Consider the following 15,816-nt stretch of genomic DNA (forward strand, 5'->3'; position numbering starts at 1 on the left):
CTTTTTGCCAACACCTTATGCAGCCAAATCCTTATTCTGACCCTAGCCCAGTGGTAGTTCTCATTGTCGAAGATGAGTTCTTGATTGCCAACGACCTGCGGCGCATTTTGGAAAAAGCCGGCTATCAGGTGCTTGGGCTGGCGGAGTCGGCGGCGGAAGCGCGGGCCCTCGTGGCAGAAGCGATGCCCACGATTGTCTTGCTGGATATTTTTCTGAAAGGTGAGGAAACGGGTATCGACCTAGCTCAGTGGCTCGGGCGGCAGCACATTCCGTTTGTCTATCTCTCCGCCAACCTCACCGACGGTGTGTTGGAGGCCGCGAAAGTAACGGAGCCCTTCGGGTTCCTGAACAAGCCTTTCCGGGAAAAAGACGTGCTGGCTACGTTGGAAATTGCCCGTTACCGCCACGCCCACAGCCAAGAAGCGCGGTTGCGGCAGCAACAACAGGCGCAGATAGCCGTCAACAATGCCATCATCCGCATTCGCGACCGAGACCAACTGTCGCTTGCTATTGCCGCCCAAATCAACGAGTTGGTGCCATTCAACCTGCTCAATCTGCGCATTGGCTTGCCCGAGGAGGACTCTTTTTACTGGGTGATGCTGCGCAAAACCGCCCTGGGCACCTTCGAGCGCATCCACTTACCGGCGCTGCTAGGTCGTGATGCGCCCCAGGACCTGCTGGCTACCCTGAAGCAGCAAGCCCCCGACCAGCTAGGCGAGGAAACGGGTATTTTCAGCGGGGCGGCGTTCGAGGCGTTGTGCCAGCGCTACCCCACGGCGCGGGCCAGCCGCACGGCATTTGGCGTGCAGGCGATGGCGCTGTTTCCGGTGCTGCTCAAGCAACGCTCTTTCACCAGCCTGCAACTTGCTACCAAGGACGCCAGCGGCTTTACGTTCGAGGATTATGAGGCCATTCGGCTGATCATTCCGCAGATTGCCCTAGCCCTCGATAACTTACTGGTATGTGAGGAGATAGACGCACGCCGCAAGCTCAAAAGCGTGGAGTTGGCGATGGTCAGTGCCTTCCAAAACGGCCGCGACTTAACCGAAATTGCGCCTACGGTGGCTCAGGCTCTGCACCAGCTGCTACCCCTCGATTTGCTCACCTTCTACCGGGTAGGACAGGTATTTGGCACGACGCAAGACGATACTAGCGTACAACGCATTGGCGACCAGTTTCAGCTTTTGCAGCTCGATGAGGTGGTGCCCCCCTCGGATGCTGATGCGCGTCAGCAGTGGCCGCAGGCCCTCGCCGCCCTGGAGCCACTGATGCAGCAACCGGCCCTCAACGTGGGTGAGGACGGCAGGCAGCGCCGCGCCCAGAACCTGGTAGCACAGCGCTACGGCGAGTACCTAGGTTTGCAGTCGTCGATGTATGTGCCCATTGCCATCAAAGGCCGCACGATGGGCGCCTTGGTAATAGCGAGCCGCACGGCTTATGCCTTCACCAACAAGGACTTGCTGATGTTGCAAGAGCTAAGCCGGCCACTGGGGCTAGCTTTGGAAAACCTGCTGGCCTTTGAGCGCATCAAAACACTGAGCGAGCAGCTAGAGCAGGAAAAAACTTACCTCATTGAGGAAATTAAAACCAGCCACAACTTCGAGGAAATCATCGGGACGAGCCCGGCCTTACTGGCGGTGTTCAAGAGCATCGGCCAGGTGGCACCCACCGAGGCTACGGTCTTGATTTTGGGCGAAACCGGTACCGGCAAGGAGCTTATAGCACGCGCCGTGCACAACCTCTCGAAGCGCAAGACTCGCACGATGGTGAAGGTAAACTGCGCTGCCTTGCCGCCCCAACTTATTGAGTCGGAGTTGTTTGGTCATGAGCGCGGTAGCTTCACTGGCGCTTATGACCGCCGCATTGGCAAGTTTGAGCTAGCCCACGGCAGCACCATTTTCCTTGATGAAATTGGGGAGCTACCCTTAGAAATGCAAGCTAAGTTGCTGCGCGTCATTCAGGAGAAAGAGATAGAGCGCCTCGGGGGCAAAAGTACTATTGCCGTTGATGTGCGCATCGTGGCGGCTACCAACCGCAATTTGCAGGAAGAAGTAGCTGCTGGCCGTTTCCGCGCCGACTTGTACTACCGCCTCAATGTGTTTCCGCTGCGGGTGCCGCCCCTGCGCGAGCGGCTCGAGGACGTTTTGCCGCTGGCGACGCACTTTTTGCTTAAGCTGGGAAAACAACTCGGCAAGCGCTTCACGGGCATTGCCAATGCCTCGATGCAACAGCTGCGGCAGTACGCGTGGCCTGGCAACGTGCGCGAGCTAGAGCACGTGCTGGAGCGCGCCGCCATTCTCTCCTCGCCGCCCACGCTGGAACTCCCCGAACCGCTAACGCCGAACGCTGACAGTAGTGCTTTCCCAACCGGCGCTGACCCCTCGCTGGCGGCGGTGCGCCCCATGCACGACGCCATGCGCGCCACGATTCTGGCAGCCCTCGCCCAATCCAATAACCGCATCCGGGGGCGGGGCGGCGCGGCCGAACTGCTCGGCTTGAAGCCAACAACGCTGGATGCGCGCATGAAGAAGCTTGGTATCAGCTTGGTGCGGTAGCTGCTTTCCGCCGGCTGCCCACCTAGGCTGCCAAGACGCGGGATGGTTTTTTGGTCGTTTCAAACTGCAAGGATACGCGCACCCCGTCGGCCTGGGAGATGTCGAGCACGCCGTCGATCTGCCGGCTCAGGCCGCGGATGATGGTGAGACCTAGGCTGCGGCTGCGCTCTACATCAAAGCTCGGCGGCAGGCCTACGCCGTCGTCGGCAATGGTGAGCTGGTAGCGCTGTGCACCTACACGAATCAGCTCAACGCCGAGCGTACCACGGCGCGGCGGCGGGAAAGCATGCTTCAGGGCATTGGTTACTACTTCGTTGATAATCAAGCCAACCGGGGTAGCCAGCACCACATCCAGCTCGACGGCATCGAGGGTGAAGCGTGGCTGCACCGCATCTTGGCAATCGAAGGAGTGTAGCAGGTTCTCTACTATTTCCTGGCAGTATTCGGCCATGTTCACGCGGGCTAGGCTATCGGCTTGGTAGAGCTTCTGGTGTAGTAGGGCCATGGCTTGCACCCGGTTCTGACTTTCCCGAATAGCAGCCACCGCCTGCGGATCCAGCAGGTAATCAGATTGGGTAGCTAGCAAGCTACTGACGATCTGCAAGTTGTTTTTCACGCGGTGGTGAATCTCTTTGAGCATCCACTCCTTTTCGGCCAGCAACTCGCTCTTCTCCCCTAGCACCCGCGCCAACGACTTATTTTGCTGGTTGATTTCGGTTTGCTTGGCTTCCAGGAGCTGGTTGCTGCGCTGCTTTAGGCGGTAGCGGTTGTAGCCGAGCCCCAGCAGTAGCACCAGCATCACTGCGCCGGCCAGCGTGGCGTTGCGCTGCACTTCGCGCTGCCGAATGCGCGCCTGCTGCACCTGGTTTTGCTTGGTGAGCAGGGCAATGTTTTGCTCCTTTTTGCGGGTGTCGTACTGAATTTCGAGGCTAGCAAGCTGCTTGTTTTTAGCTTCATTGAACACCGAATCGTTCAGCAGCTTGTAGCGCTGGTAGTGGGCAATGGCTGTCGGGAAACGCCCCTGGGCAGAATCGGCTTTAAACAGCAGCAAATGAATATCGGCCCGGCGCAACACAGGGCCACTGTGCTGGTTCAAGGCCAACACCTGTTGCAGGTACTGCCGGGCTTCGTCGTAGCGCTTGGTGAGCAGGTAGAACCGACCGAGCGTTAGGCAGACAGCCGTCTTTTCACCATCATCTGCTGTCCCTGATTGCAGGAAAGACACGAGCTGGTTGGCGTAACGTTCAGCGACGGCATAGTGTCTGAGCGCCGAATGCACCTGCACATTATAGTCAGCAATGCGCTCCATGATTCGGGGCGGGGCTTTAGCATAGGGCTTGGTGGCTTTGGTCAGAAAAGCTAGCCCTTCCTGAGCACGCCCTTGCAGCACCATAATTCGGACGATGTGGCCCACCATGGATATTACATTGATGGTGTTGCCGTTGTGCTGATAGTTTTCGAGTGCCTTCTGATAGTATGCCATCGACTCCGGGTATTTCTTCAGCTCATGGCAGGCCACGGCCAACCGGTTCCACAACCCCGCGAGGATGATGGTATCCTGCGTGGCTTGGGCACTCTCCACGGCCGCCAGCCCGTAGCGCAGGGCCTCTTTATAGTCGCCCATTTGGCGGTAAGTGGCGTGCAGTAGGTCGTAGGTGTAGTGCATGCGGCGGTTGCCCGCGGCTCGGTAGAGGGCTTCTACCGCCAGCAGCTCTCGAACAGCTTGCGCGGAATGGCCTTGCTGCAAATGCACATCAGCCACGCACTTCAGAGTATAGGCTTCCTTCTCTTTGGCACCTAGCTGCCGAAACAAAGCGTTGCTCCGCTGGTAGCAGGAGAGCTTAGCAGCTAGCTCCGCAGGGCTCGAACCATAACTTTCTCCTAGATAAACCCAGCCCAGGGCCTCAAGGCGCGGCAAGTGCTCTTGCTGGCTTTGCGCTATGCCCCGCCGAATAAGGACCTTGCCTAGCGTATCTTGCTCCAGGTACTCGTGCACCTGGCCCAGCAGGAGTAAGCTACCCACGCGTCCAGCCGCGAAATGTAGCCGGTCGCTCAGCGTCGCTGCCTGTTGGACGTACGCTAGGGCCGGCTGTAAGTCGGTGCCTAGGTCGTCGTTTTGGAGGAGTAGGTCGTCGGTTATCCGCAGCAGAAGCTGCACCCGATTTGTATCGGGGCGGCTGCGGGGTAGTTGCGCCAGCAGGCTGTCGAAGGCAGCTTTGCTTAGCCGCGGATGAATGGCCTCGGCTGAACTAGCGAAGCTAGCCGCTAAGCACCAGAGCAACAGCAGCGTACCGAGCAAGCGATGTGACATTATACGGGAGGCGAAGTAGCACCTAGTCGCCCAAAGTACAACTTATTAGGGAGTTGAATTGCGCGCAAAGTACCGCAGAATCCGCGCTTTGTACCGCCGGCCGCAGGAGCAGGTGACCTAGGTTTGCAACGGTGCTACGCGGCTCTCGCGGCACTTCCGAGCTGAACATCCTCCCCAACCTGTTGATGGCTACTTCCATTATGAGCGACCTAACCCCAACCCAGCCCGCCACCGGAGTCAAAAACATCGTGCTCGTGCACGGCACCTGGGCCGATGGCTCCAGTTGGGCGAAAGTCATTCCGCTGCTGCACGCCAAAGGCTACCACGTGACGGCGGTACAAAATCCGCTTACCTCCTTGGCCGATGACGTGGCCTCTACTAAACGCGCCCTTGCGCTGCAAGACGGCCCTACCCTACTGGTGGGCCATTCGTGGGGCGGCGTGGTTATTACGGAAGCTGGCAACGACCCCAAAGTAGCGGGCCTGGTGTACGTAGCTGCCGCGGCGCCCGAGGAAGGCCAATCGTTCCTGGAACTGGTGCAGACTGCGCCTGCTACGCCCGGCAACGACGAAATTCGCCCCGATTCGTACGGCTACGTGAGTATGTCGCCTAAAGGCATCATGGAGGATTTTGCCCAAGATCTGCCCAAGGTCGAGCAGCAACTGCTCATTGCTACGCAAGGTCCGCAGGCCTTCACCGCCCTAAAAGAGAAAGTGACACAGGCTGCCTGGAAAACCAAGCCCAGCTGGTACATCGTGGCTGCCCATGACCGCATGATTAACCCGGATCTGGAGCGCACATTGGCCAAAAAGATGAAGGCTACTACCATTACTTTGCCTACTAGCCACGTGGCCATGCTCGCCCAGCCCGACAAGGTGGCCGCCGTCATTATTGAAGCAGCCACCACGGTAGGCGCAGCTGAATAGCGCGGTTACCATGGTGGCTGCTTCAAAACTAAGTACGCAAAAGGCGCCAATTCTCACGAATCGGCGCCTTTTTACTTGAAAACGAATGCCAAACCTAGGTATTCAGCACCGAGCCACCGTTGGGGTGAATGGCCTGTCCGCTAATGTAAGAAGCATCTTCCGAGGCTAAGAATACGTAAGCTGGGGCCACTTCTGAGGGCTGACCAGGGCGCTTCATGGGCACATCCTTACCGAACTCGGCAACCTTATCGGGGGGGAAACTAGCGGGAATGAGCGGCGTCCAGATGGGACCGGGCGCCACGCTGTTTGCGCGGATTTTCTTCTCGGCTAGCTGCTGCGCAATAGAACGAATGTAGGCCGTGATGGCACCTTTTGTGGCGGTGTAGTCTACCAGCTGCTGGTTGCCTTTGTACGCGTTTACCGACGAGGTAGCAATGATCGAGTCGCCCTCGCTCATGTGCTTTAGGGCGGCTTTCACCACGTACACCATCGGGAAGAAGTTCACCTTAAACGTATCCTCGAACTGCTCATCGGGCAGCTCCGACACGTCTGTGCTTACAAACTGCTCGGCGGCATTGCTCACGACGATGTTGAGCTTACCTAGCTCCGTAACCGTGCGCTCCACAATGTCCTCGCAGAATTGCTTATCGCGCAAATCGCCGGCGATGGTGAGGCAGCGGCGGCCTTCGGCTTCCACCAGTTGGCGGGTATCGTAGGCGTCTTGTTCTTCTTCAGGCTTGTAAGTGATGGCCACATCGGCACCTTCGCGGGCAAAGTGGATGGCTACTGCCCGCCCGATCCCAGAGTCACCGCCCGTAATGAGGGCTACTTTGTCTTGCAGCTTCTCGCTGCCTTTATAATTAGCCCGGATAAACTCCGGTTGGGGCGTCATTTCTTTCTCAATTCCAGGCTGTTGATCTTGGGCCTGTGGGGGCAGAGAAGTCGGTTTGTTTTCCATAGCAGGTAGGTAATGTAGGTTGCTTGTAAAACGAGTTACCGGGTATAGGGTTATGGTTCAGCAACCTAGACTGACTCTCCTGTCAGCTAAGCGAACAAGCCATATATCCCTGATATACAGCACCATGAATCAACACCTACCTCAAGCACAAGCTAGCCACAATGTTGTACAGATTGGGCAGCTAGGTAGTGGGCGGCCTAGGTGACCGACCAGTGAGTGACTTGGGTGTAAATACGAAAGCCGGCCGGAGCAATGTGCTCCAGCCGGCTTTCAGACTAGCAACCTAGCGACAGCGCTAGTGCTTAATTACTTTGAACGTTTCGGTGGTGCCAGCGGCTTCTACCTTGATCAGGTAAATGCCGGCTTTGAGCTTGCTGCCAGCCGCGTACTCATCACGCGCGGTGCCGCTTTCCACTTCCTTCCCAACCTGGTCGAAGATGCGGTAGGTGAAAGCGCCCGGCGTCTTGATGCGCATGGCACCCGAAGTGGGGTTCGGGAACACGCTGATGAGCGAGCCAGCTTTCGTGGCCGACCGGGTGCCCGTTACGATGTCGCCCGCCAAGATGATGTTGGGCGTGGGCGCCGCGGCCATATCGGTACCTAGGTAGAAGCTAGGATGCGGCGGCTGGTTATAGGCCGAGTTTTCGTGGGCCACCGCCACCCGATATTGCGGATCGTGCATGAGCGTGTAGATGCGCTTGTCGGTCAGGTCAGTGGTGGTGTACAGCAGCAGCTGGGTGTTGTCGCGGCTGCGCAGCAAGATTTCTTCGCGCCAGTCGCCCAAGATGTCGGCCGTCACGCAGGGGTTAGCCTTCGTGGTGTTGTTCGTTTGGGCGTCGCCGCTTTCGGGCAAGCTAGGAGTAAGCAAGCGCGTGAGCGAATTGGTGGCAGGGTTCCACTTTTCCAGGCGCACGGTGCTCACGTTGGTTGTGGCGTTGTAGCCAGCATCCAGCAACTCGCGCGACAGGTCGCCATCCCACCACACGGCAAAGTTGATCGTGGGCCGCGTCGTTCCGATTTGCACACCTTTGCACGTGTAGAGCCCGCCCGTTGAGCCCCAGCATTCGTAGCCTTTGTAGCGCGGGTCGATGTCGGCGGCTAGCCCGCGGCCAATGTCGCCGGTACCGGGCACTCCCCAGATGGGCTGGCCCGTTTTGGCGTTACGAAACTCCAGAGCATATTGCCCATACTGCGAAGGAGTTTCGTGGGGTTGCCACACTTCCTGCTCGGGCGTATCGGGGTCCATGTCGCTCATGTGCAACGCGTCGCCGTGCCCTAGGCCGTTCACGTAGTAGCCCGTGCCTTCGCTGCTGATGGCGCTGGCACCGTTAATGATTTCGTCCTTACCATCGCCGTTCACGTCGCCGACAGTCAGCTGGTGGTTGCCTTGCCCAGCGTAGGCACCGTTGCCAGTGTTGTTGCTGTCGAACACCCAGCGGCGCGTGAGTTGCCCCTGGCGCCAATCCCAGGCTACGCGCACCATGCGCGTGTAGTAGCCCCGGCCCATGATGAGACTAGGACGCTTGCCATCTACGTACGCCACCGTCGACACGAAGCGGTCGACGCGGTTGCCGTAGTTGTCGCCCCAGCTCGTTACGGTGCCGCGCTCCGGTATAAAATCAGTAGTAGCCATGGCGGCACCGGTCTGCCCGTTAAAGATGGTCAGGAACTCAGGGCCGCTCAGTATGTAGCCGCTGGTGTTGCGGTAGTCGGCCGTAGCGCTGCCAATGAGCACGCCTTTGCCGTCAATGGTACCATCGGCGGTGCGGCAGGCTAGCTCCGCTTTGCCGTCGCTATCCAGATCATACACAATAAATTGGGTGTAGTGGGCACCTGCACGGATGTTCTTCCCTAGGTCGATGCGCCATAAGCGGGTGCCGTCCAGCTCGTACGCATCTAGGTACACGTTGCCGGTGTAGCCCGATTGCGAGTTGTCTTTGGCGTTAGAGGGGTCCCACTTGAGCACAATTTCGTACTGCCCGTCGCCGTCGAGGTCGCCCACGCTGGCGTCGTTGGCGCTGTAGGTATAGGCCACGCCATCGGGGGTGGTGCCACCGGCGGGCGCCTGAATCGGGATGCTCATGAACTGCTTGCCCCACACGTTGGCCACTTCCGTGGTCGACTGCTCCACGCCGTTGACGATGGCGCGCACGCTGTAAGCTGTGGCGGCGGTGCCCGCGTCATCTACGAAGTTGGTGGAGCCGCTGATCGGCGTGGTGTTCAGTTTCGTATTGCCCCGGTACACGTTGAAGGAAATGCCGGCCGGATCAGTACCGAACAAGCGCCAACCAACGTACACTTGGTTGGCGCTGGTGCGCACGGCCACCACGCCGCGGTTGAGCCGTTCCATGTACTTCTGCGCTTGCACCGCGGGCGCCGCGGCAACAAAAAAGCTAGCTCCTAAAGCTAGGCCAGCCCATAATTTGGCCGCCATTCCGGCTCGTTTTTGGGGCTGATTGGCCGGCCACTTTTCCGGTCGCAGGCGGGGTAATGAGTAAAAAGTTCTGGTCATGGTATGGGTAGGAATTTGGAGGATGCGATTCGTACTCAAAGAAGTAAAGCCCTTCGCGGCGGCTGTACTGTACTGTGCTGGCTTTGCAGCAGATGCTAAAATCTTATTCACGGTAGCGGCTCCCGTGGCAGTTCGGGCAGCCTACGCTTAGCGCAGCTCTTCTCGCTTGGCGCTGGCTACAAGCAACAGCCAGCCGAACCCCTTGGGCATCTGGCCAGCCGCCACGGGACTTGTAGGGCACAACTTACCAGCCCGCCCCACGACTGACATGCTAACACATAGCTCACTAACCCACAGACAATTGTTTGAGGCTGACCGTTTTTTGGGCTACCTAGCTTATTGCTTTACTATTTTGGTAGTGAGGCGCTCGGAGCCGCCCGTGTATACTAGCAGGTAGTTGCCGCGCACCAGGCTTTGGAGTGAAACAACTGTTTGCTCTGCTCCTACTTCGCTAGCAAACTCTGCTACCTTTTTGCCGTCGAAACTGTAGACGAACACCTTCGCTCCGCGCACCGCTACCGGGTGAGCCACCGTGAGCTGCGCGCTAGCTGGGTTAGGATACGCCACCAAGGCGCCGATTCGCGTGGTAGTCGCAGCCACACCAGTCACCACCGCGCCAATGCCATTGAGGTAGTTTTCTAGCATGGTATAACCGCTAGCCCCTCGCACGTTGCGGTCAGCCGGGTCGTTGGGGTTGAGCTGCTGACTGAGTTCCCACTCGTCGGGCATGCCGTCGTGGTCGGTATCGGTGGGAGCCGGGGCGGAGTTCAGCACGGGCCAAGCGCCCACCGTTTGGGCGTAGGGTGTGCCGTGGGGGAAGCCGCCTTGCACGTCGATGATGGCCCCGGTGCGGTTGCGCACGTCGTTTACAATGCGCTGATCTAAAAGGTCGCGCTTCGGCAGGGTAGCTCCCGCACCTTGCAACACGGCCTCGTACGCGACGGTAGCGCTCTGCGTGGGAAAGTCGAGGATGGTGAAAGGCGTCGTGACTCTAGCTAGGCTCGTGTCGGCCCGCGTGCCGCCGTTCATTACGGCCCCTAGCCAGTTTTGCTTGGTTACGGCCGGCGAGCCATCCACGTAGTTGCCCGTCAGGTAGTACTTGCCATACGGCAACACCGGCGAGGAAGTCTGCTTGTACGGGTTCAACACCTCGTAGCGGATACTCACGCCCCCGGAGCTCCCGGTGGAGGTGGAAGGGCCGTATTTGTAGTAGTTATTGACGATGTTGTAGTTGCCGCCTTCGCCCCCGTTCGTGTTGTAAGCACCCCAGTTGTAGAGCACGTTGTTGCGAAAATCGGCATTTTCCTGGCCAGCGGTGTTAGGAGCTAGGTTTCGGCTCCCATCGAAGCGCGGCACGCGGCCCTGGCAATGCGCGAGCAAATTGTGGTGGAAGGAAGCGTGGCGTCCGCCCCAAATACCTCCGTAGCCGTGGCGCTCAAAGTCGGTATCACCAGTTTCGAAGTGGTAAGAGTAGTTCAGCGGCTCACTGATAATGTTCCATTGTAAGGTGGTGCTGTCGCCGCGGTACACCGTGCAGGCCTCGTCGCTCGACCAACTCATGGTGCAATGATCCACCATCAGGCTCGTCCGGCTGAGCGCCCCGAAAGCATCGTCGCTGCCGCTGCCGTCTACCATGCCCTTGTTCTGGTTCTTGTCGCCCATCCGGAAGCGGATGTAGCGCACAATCACGTTGTTAGCGCCGATACTCACGGGGTAGTCGGCGAGGCAAATCCCATCGCCCGGTGCGGTTTGGCCCGCCACGGTGGTGTTTGCACGGTTGAAGCTCAAGGGGGAAAGCAAGTGAATAGTGCCCGACACCCGAAATACCACGGTGCGGTACGTGGCCGCGGAGTTCTGCGTCACGGCGTAGCGCAGGCTGCCGGGGTTGGTGTCGTCGTTCAAGTTCGTGACTTCGTACACCGTTGTGGGCACCGCCCGGGTTCCGCGCCCGCCCGAGGTGTACTTGCCCGCTCCTTCTGCCCCCGGAAAGGCAATCAGGCGCTGGGCATGTGCGGGTGTGCTCCAGCCCATCATAGCCATTGTGCTACTGAGTAGTAGAAGCTTTAAGAACTTGGTGGACTGCGGGGTAGGCGTAGTAGTTTTTAACATAAAAGGGCGTTTGGGTGGGTTGAATAAGACACTTGCGTGTGCGAGCCGCTGGCTAACCAGCTCCCCAAAAAGAGTACGATTATGAATCGTAACGAAATCTAACAAGCTAGGATAGCGCTATAGCTTATTTATTACTGCAATCGTTGCCGGGAACGTTATCGACAGGATGCCGGAGTAGGATCTTGCTGCGGGTAGTAGGACTGGTAGCCAATTAGGCTAGCGTCCTAGCTATTCATTCTCCAAGCGTTGGTGCATCTTGCTGCTTATTCCGTCTGTCTGCTTTCATGTCAGTAGTTGTTTCCAGCGCTTCCCCGCGCCGCGCCCGAATTGCCACGGCCGTTTTCTTCTTTGTATCGGGCTTTGGGTTTTCTACCTGGGCCTCGCGCATTCCTACCATTCAGCAGCACCTAGGCCTCAATGAAGCCCAGCTCGGCGGAGTGCTATTGGCCTTGCCGGCCGGACTTATGCTCACGCTTCCGGTCACGGGCGTGCTGCTTCAGCGCCACAGCAGCCGCAACATCATGCTGGTGGGAGCTGTTTTGTACAACCTGATGCTGGGCAGCCTAGGGTTTGTGGAACATACGTGGCAGCTCGTGCTGGTGCTGTTTTGCTTTGGTTGCTCGCGTAACCTGCTGAATATCTCCGTGAATGCGCAATCGGTGGGGGTGCAAGGCCTCTATAGCCGGCCCATCTTGGCCACCTTTCACGGCGTATGGAGCGTGGCGGGGTTTGCGGCTGCGGGCCTAAGCGCGCTACTGATTCCGGCCAACGTGTCGTTGCCTTACCACATGGTGCTAGTCAGCGTCCTGCTCACGGCGGTGGCGTTCAGCTTCTTTTCAGGCACCCTAGCGTTGCAGCCGAAACCGCAGGCGCAAAAGACCGGCTTCACCTTGCCCGACAAAACGCTGCTGCGCTTCGGTGCTATTGCCTTCACCTCCATGGCCTGCGAGGGCACGATGTACGACTGGAGCAGCATCTACTTCGCCAAGGCCGTACACGCGCCCAAGGAAATCGTGACGGCGGGCTACACGGCCTACATGGTGGCCATGACCACCGGGCGCTTCTCCGGCGACTGGCTCGTGAGTCGGCTCGGCATCAAAAATATGCTGCGCTACAGCGGGTTCCTCATGAGCCTAGGCCTTCTGCTGGCGGCGTTGCTCCCCCAGGCGGTGCCCGCGGGGCTAGGGTTCGTGATGGTTGGCCTGGGTGTGTCCTGCGTGGTTCCGTTGGTGTTTGGCATGGCCGGCAAGTCATCGAAGCTCGGGAGCGGCTCGGCTATTGCGGCCGTGTCTACAGTGGGCTACTTCGGTTTTCTCATTGTGCCGCCGGTGGTAGGCTTCGTGGCGGAGGCCGCCAACCTACGTTGGTCACTGGGGCTGATGTCGGTGCTGGGCGCCATGATGGTCGGAATGGTGTGGCGTCTCAAAGAACCGACCTAGCTTTTCGGCCTTACGTGGTGCTGGCACACGGTATTGCGGCTAACTACAACGCCCCCGCGCACCTCCGTTCGGAAGTGGGCTGGGGCGTTTGGTTTTCTTAGCTTGAAAAGGCTACTTCTTCACGGTGCGGTTGCCGTCTTCGTCGATCTTGATCTTCGTCCCATCGGCACGCTTGATCTTCACTTCGTTCGGGTGGTCTTCGTCGCGCTTGATCTTGGCCCCATTCGCATACTTAATCTTACGGCCGTCATCGGATACCTTATCGATGGCAGGTCCACGGCGCCGAGGCGCAGCGCCAGAGGCGGTGCTAGCGGCACCAGCCGTGTACGGCCCGTCGTAGTACGTGCCGCGGTTCGATTCGTAGGCGCCGTATTGCTGCGAGTTATTCAGAGCCGTTTTCACCTGCGCGGCCGTGTTGTCGTTGATGGTGCGCAACGCCGCGTATTGCCCTGTCGTGTCGGTGGCGTACTGCTTGCGGGCGGCAGCGAGCTGACGGGCGCGCTCATAGTGCGCTTCCCGCACGCGGGCTACCGCAGCAGTATCGGTCAGGTTAGCGTCGGAGGCTATTTGCGCGGCAATGCGGTCAGCTTCCACGCGGTACGTCGAATCCATCACGTCCTTCACTTCCGCCGCCGTTGGGTCGGTGGTAGCGGGCGCGGTAGCTGGCTGGGTTTCCGTTGTTGTGGCGGCGGGTTTGTCCTGGGAGCAGGAGGCGAATAACAAGCCAGCAGCACAGGAAAGCAACAAAGTCTTTTTCATCTTACATCCGGTTCGTTGGGAAGCAAAAAACAACTTGTGGTCGTTGAGGCCGCTCTACGGTGGAGCTAGGCAGATGGTTTCTGCCGCGAAGTCAATCAGACCTAGCTTTCACGATAAGCTAGCATTGCCAAAAGAAAATAATCCTTGAGTTCGGCGGATTTGCTAACATTACCACAAACTAATACAGGGGCTTTTGCCGGCTCAAATCCTTACGAATCAGCAACCGTCTGGCGTGTTTATCGCCGCATCTTGGGTAGCCTTGCTTGCGGGCGCTGTGAGCTACAACGTACGCCTGTGGAACGCGCAAATGCCCCTGAACAAGAAAGGCTACTATTTTACCGTGTTGATGTACGGGCTGTTCTCGGCCGTTTCGGTGCAAAAAAGCGTGCGCGACCGAATGGAATGCTACGCTTACGCTCAGCGAAAAAGAATGCTACGGTATGTCTTTCCTGCTTAGCCTGTTTGCTGCTATTGCCGTGCAAAGAAACACGCGGGACGCGCACAGCTCGGGCCATACTCCACAAAGCTGATTTTCAGTCACCAACTAGCATTTACCAGTTGCAAGGAATAAAAAGGGCCGCTTTGAGAGCGGCCTTCTTGATTCCTAATACACTTTCAGTTAGCTGCTTGGCTGCCGTACTAGCAGGCGCACCTAGCCGCGCCGCTTGGTAGCTGGTTGGGCTTTTGGCGCCCCTGCGCTCGGCGTAGCCAAGCTATTCAGGTAAGCTTCCAGCATCGTGTAGCCGTCTGCTCCTAGCTTGCTGCGGTCGGCGGCATCTTTGGAGTTGAGCTTGTGCGCAGTTTCCCAAGCGTCGGGCATGCCGTCGTGGTCGGTATCGACGGGTGCGGGCTGGGAGTTTAGCACCGGCCACGCCTTCTGCGACTGGCTGTAGGGCGTGCCGTGCGGAAAACCACCTTGCACGTCGATGAGGCCGCCCGTGCGGTTGCGTACGTCGTTGATGATGCGCTGATCTACGGCGTCGCGCTTTGGCAGGCTAGCTCCCACGCCTTGCAGCACGGCTTCGTAAGCTTCCGTGGCGCTCTGCGTGGTTACAGCCCCTAACTCAAACGGCGTTTCCACCTTCGACAGTGCCGTGTCGGCGGGCGCGCCGGCATTCATCACCACCCCCGACCAGTTGCGGCGACTCACGGCGGGCGAGCCATCCACGTAGTTGCCCGTCAGGTAGAATTTGCCGTACGGTAGCGGGTTTTTGCCCGTAGTAAGCTTGTAGGGGTTCAAAATCTGCGCTTTCACCTTTTCATTGGTGGAAGGGCCAGGCTTGTAGTAGTTGTTAACGATGTTGTAGTTGCCGCCTTCGCCCGCGTACACGTTGTTCTGGCCCCAATCGTAGATGACATTGTTGCGGAAGTCACAGTTCTCAAACCCCGCGGGGTGCGTGTAGCGGCTGCCATTCCAGCGCGGCGTGCGGTTGTTGCAGTGGGCAAACAGGTTGTGGTGCATTGAGGAGTGCTGCCCACCCCAGATCCCGCCAAAACCGTGGTGCTCAAAGTCTTTATCGCCCTCTTCGAAGTGGTAGGAATAGTTAAGCGGCTCGCTCATCAGGTTCCACTGCAACGTGGTGCTGTCGCCCTCATACACCGAAAATGTCTCGTCGGTGCTCCAGCTCATGGTGCAATGATCCACGATAAGCCGGTTGTTGCGTGTGCCCCCGAAAGCATCGTCGCCGCCGGCGCCGTCTACCATGCCCTTGTTCTGGTTCTTGTCGCCCATCCGAAAACGGATGTAGCGCACAATCACGTTGTTGGCGTGGATATTCACCGGGTAGTCGGCGAGGCAAATTCCGTCGCCGGGCGCAGTTTGCCCCGCGATGGTGATGTTGGACTTCGAAATCGTCAGCGGCGAGTTCAGATGAATGGTACCCGACACCCGAAAAACCACCGTGCGGTGCGTAATCGACGATTTCTGGCTTACAGCGTAGCGGAAACTGCCGGGGTTGGTGTCATCATTTAGATTCGTGACTTCGAGCACGGTGGTGGGAACGGCGCTCGTGCCACGCCCGCCGGTAGTGAAGCGCCCCGCCCCTTCGGCCCCCGGGAAAGCTAGCTGCTGCGCCACCACGGGCGAGCCAAACGACGCAAGCGCTACACTCAACCACGCAGCCCATTGCCGACGGCTCCGATTAGTAGTCGTGGAGGAAGTGAAAAGGGAAGACATAAAGCGGGTGGTTTTGAAGGAAGTAATCTGTAATAGGCCTACTCTCGGCCAATACAGGGTTGATACTACCG

Annotated in this window: 9 protein-coding genes and 1 pseudogene; 4 read left to right on the plus strand and 6 right to left on the minus strand. The window is 58.5% G+C overall.

Going from position 1 to position 15,816, the window contains the following annotated elements:
* Positions 1-17: 17 nt before the first annotated feature.
* Positions 18-2,555 (plus strand): sigma 54-interacting transcriptional regulator, encoded by a 2,538-nt coding sequence (locus BXP70_RS00840; RefSeq protein ID WP_086592121.1) that lies wholly within the window; start codon positions 18-20, stop codon positions 2,553-2,555.
* A gap of 22 nt (positions 2,556-2,577) precedes the next feature.
* On the opposite strand, the gene BXP70_RS00845 is transcribed toward BXP70_RS00840, so the two are convergent.
* The gene (locus BXP70_RS00845) at positions 2,578-4,866 is read right to left on the minus strand and encodes a sensor histidine kinase (protein WP_086592122.1); all 2,289 of its coding nucleotides are present in this window, start codon (positions 4,864-4,866) and stop codon (positions 2,578-2,580) included.
* Between the two features lie 131 nt (positions 4,867-4,997).
* On the opposite strand from BXP70_RS00845, the gene BXP70_RS00850 reads away from it, so the two are divergent.
* Positions 4,998-5,792: an alpha/beta fold hydrolase gene (locus BXP70_RS00850; RefSeq protein ID WP_245849408.1), complete on the plus strand. Its 795-nt coding sequence runs from the start codon at positions 4,998-5,000 to the stop codon at positions 5,790-5,792.
* Between the two features lie 94 nt (positions 5,793-5,886).
* Here the strand turns inward: BXP70_RS00850 and BXP70_RS00855 are convergent, their stop codons facing one another.
* The 3 genes from BXP70_RS00855 to BXP70_RS00865 all read right to left on the minus strand — a co-directional run bounded on the left by BXP70_RS00855 (position 5,887) and on the right by BXP70_RS00865 (position 11,371).
* Positions 5,887-6,750: an SDR family oxidoreductase gene (locus BXP70_RS00855; protein ID WP_086592123.1), complete on the minus strand. Its 864-nt coding sequence runs from the start codon at positions 6,748-6,750 to the stop codon at positions 5,887-5,889.
* A 295-nt stretch (positions 6,751-7,045) separates the two neighbouring features.
* Complete coding sequence (locus tag BXP70_RS00860; RefSeq protein WP_218779719.1) at positions 7,046-9,262, minus strand: rhamnogalacturonan lyase family protein; 2,217 nt, start codon at positions 9,260-9,262, stop codon at positions 7,046-7,048.
* Between the two features lie 336 nt (positions 9,263-9,598).
* Positions 9,599-11,371, minus strand: a complete 1,773-nt coding sequence (locus tag BXP70_RS00865) for a T9SS type A sorting domain-containing protein (RefSeq protein WP_086592125.1) — start codon at positions 11,369-11,371, stop codon at positions 9,599-9,601.
* A gap of 284 nt (positions 11,372-11,655) precedes the next feature.
* On the opposite strand from BXP70_RS00865, the gene BXP70_RS00870 reads away from it, so the two are divergent.
* Positions 11,656-12,810 carry an MFS transporter gene (locus tag BXP70_RS00870; protein ID WP_086592126.1) on the plus strand — a complete coding sequence of 385 codons (1,155 nt, stop codon included), beginning with the start codon at positions 11,656-11,658 and terminating at the stop codon, positions 12,808-12,810.
* Positions 12,811-12,921: 111 nt separating this feature from the next.
* Here BXP70_RS00870 and BXP70_RS00875 read toward each other — a convergent pair whose 3' ends face one another.
* Positions 12,922-13,569: a hypothetical protein gene (locus BXP70_RS00875; RefSeq protein ID WP_086592127.1), complete on the minus strand. Its 648-nt coding sequence runs from the start codon at positions 13,567-13,569 to the stop codon at positions 12,922-12,924.
* 205 nt (positions 13,570-13,774) lie between these two features.
* Between BXP70_RS00875 and BXP70_RS00880 the strand changes: the two are divergent.
* A pseudogene (locus BXP70_RS00880) lies at positions 13,775-14,099 on the plus strand (YiaA/YiaB family inner membrane protein).
* Positions 14,100-14,221: 122 nt separating this feature from the next.
* On the opposite strand, the gene BXP70_RS00885 reads toward BXP70_RS00880, so the two are convergent.
* Positions 14,222-15,745 (minus strand): pectate lyase family protein, encoded by a 1,524-nt coding sequence (locus tag BXP70_RS00885; protein WP_245849409.1) that lies wholly within the window; start codon positions 15,743-15,745, stop codon positions 14,222-14,224.
* Positions 15,746-15,816 lie beyond the last annotated feature (71 nt).

This window comes from Hymenobacter crusticola (genome assembly GCF_002154225.1).
GTDB classification, from domain to species: domain Bacteria; phylum Bacteroidota; class Bacteroidia; order Cytophagales; family Hymenobacteraceae; genus Hymenobacter; species Hymenobacter crusticola.

Bases quoted from the DNA above. Each gene is read 5' to 3' on its own strand.
- BXP70_RS00875 (WP_086592127.1), bottom strand. From the start codon at position 13,569: ATGAAAAAGACTTTGTTGCTTTCCTGTGCTGCTGGCTTGTTATTCGCC.
- BXP70_RS00885 (WP_245849409.1), bottom strand. From the start codon at position 15,745: ATGTCTTCCCTTTTCACTTCCTCCACGACTACTAATCGGAGCCGTCGG.
- BXP70_RS00855 (WP_086592123.1), bottom strand. From the start codon at position 6,750: ATGGAAAACAAACCGACTTCTCTGCCCCCACAGGCCCAAGATCAACAG.
- BXP70_RS00870 (WP_086592126.1), top strand. From the start codon at position 11,656: ATGTCAGTAGTTGTTTCCAGCGCTTCCCCGCGCCGCGCCCGAATTGCC.
- BXP70_RS00840 (WP_086592121.1), top strand. From the start codon at position 18: ATGCAGCCAAATCCTTATTCTGACCCTAGCCCAGTGGTAGTTCTCATT.
- BXP70_RS00845 (WP_086592122.1), bottom strand. From the start codon at position 4,866: ATGTCACATCGCTTGCTCGGTACGCTGCTGTTGCTCTGGTGCTTAGCG.
- BXP70_RS00860 (WP_218779719.1), bottom strand. From the start codon at position 9,262: ATGACCAGAACTTTTTACTCATTACCCCGCCTGCGACCGGAAAAGTGG.
- BXP70_RS00865 (WP_086592125.1), bottom strand. From the start codon at position 11,371: ATGTTAAAAACTACTACGCCTACCCCGCAGTCCACCAAGTTCTTAAAG.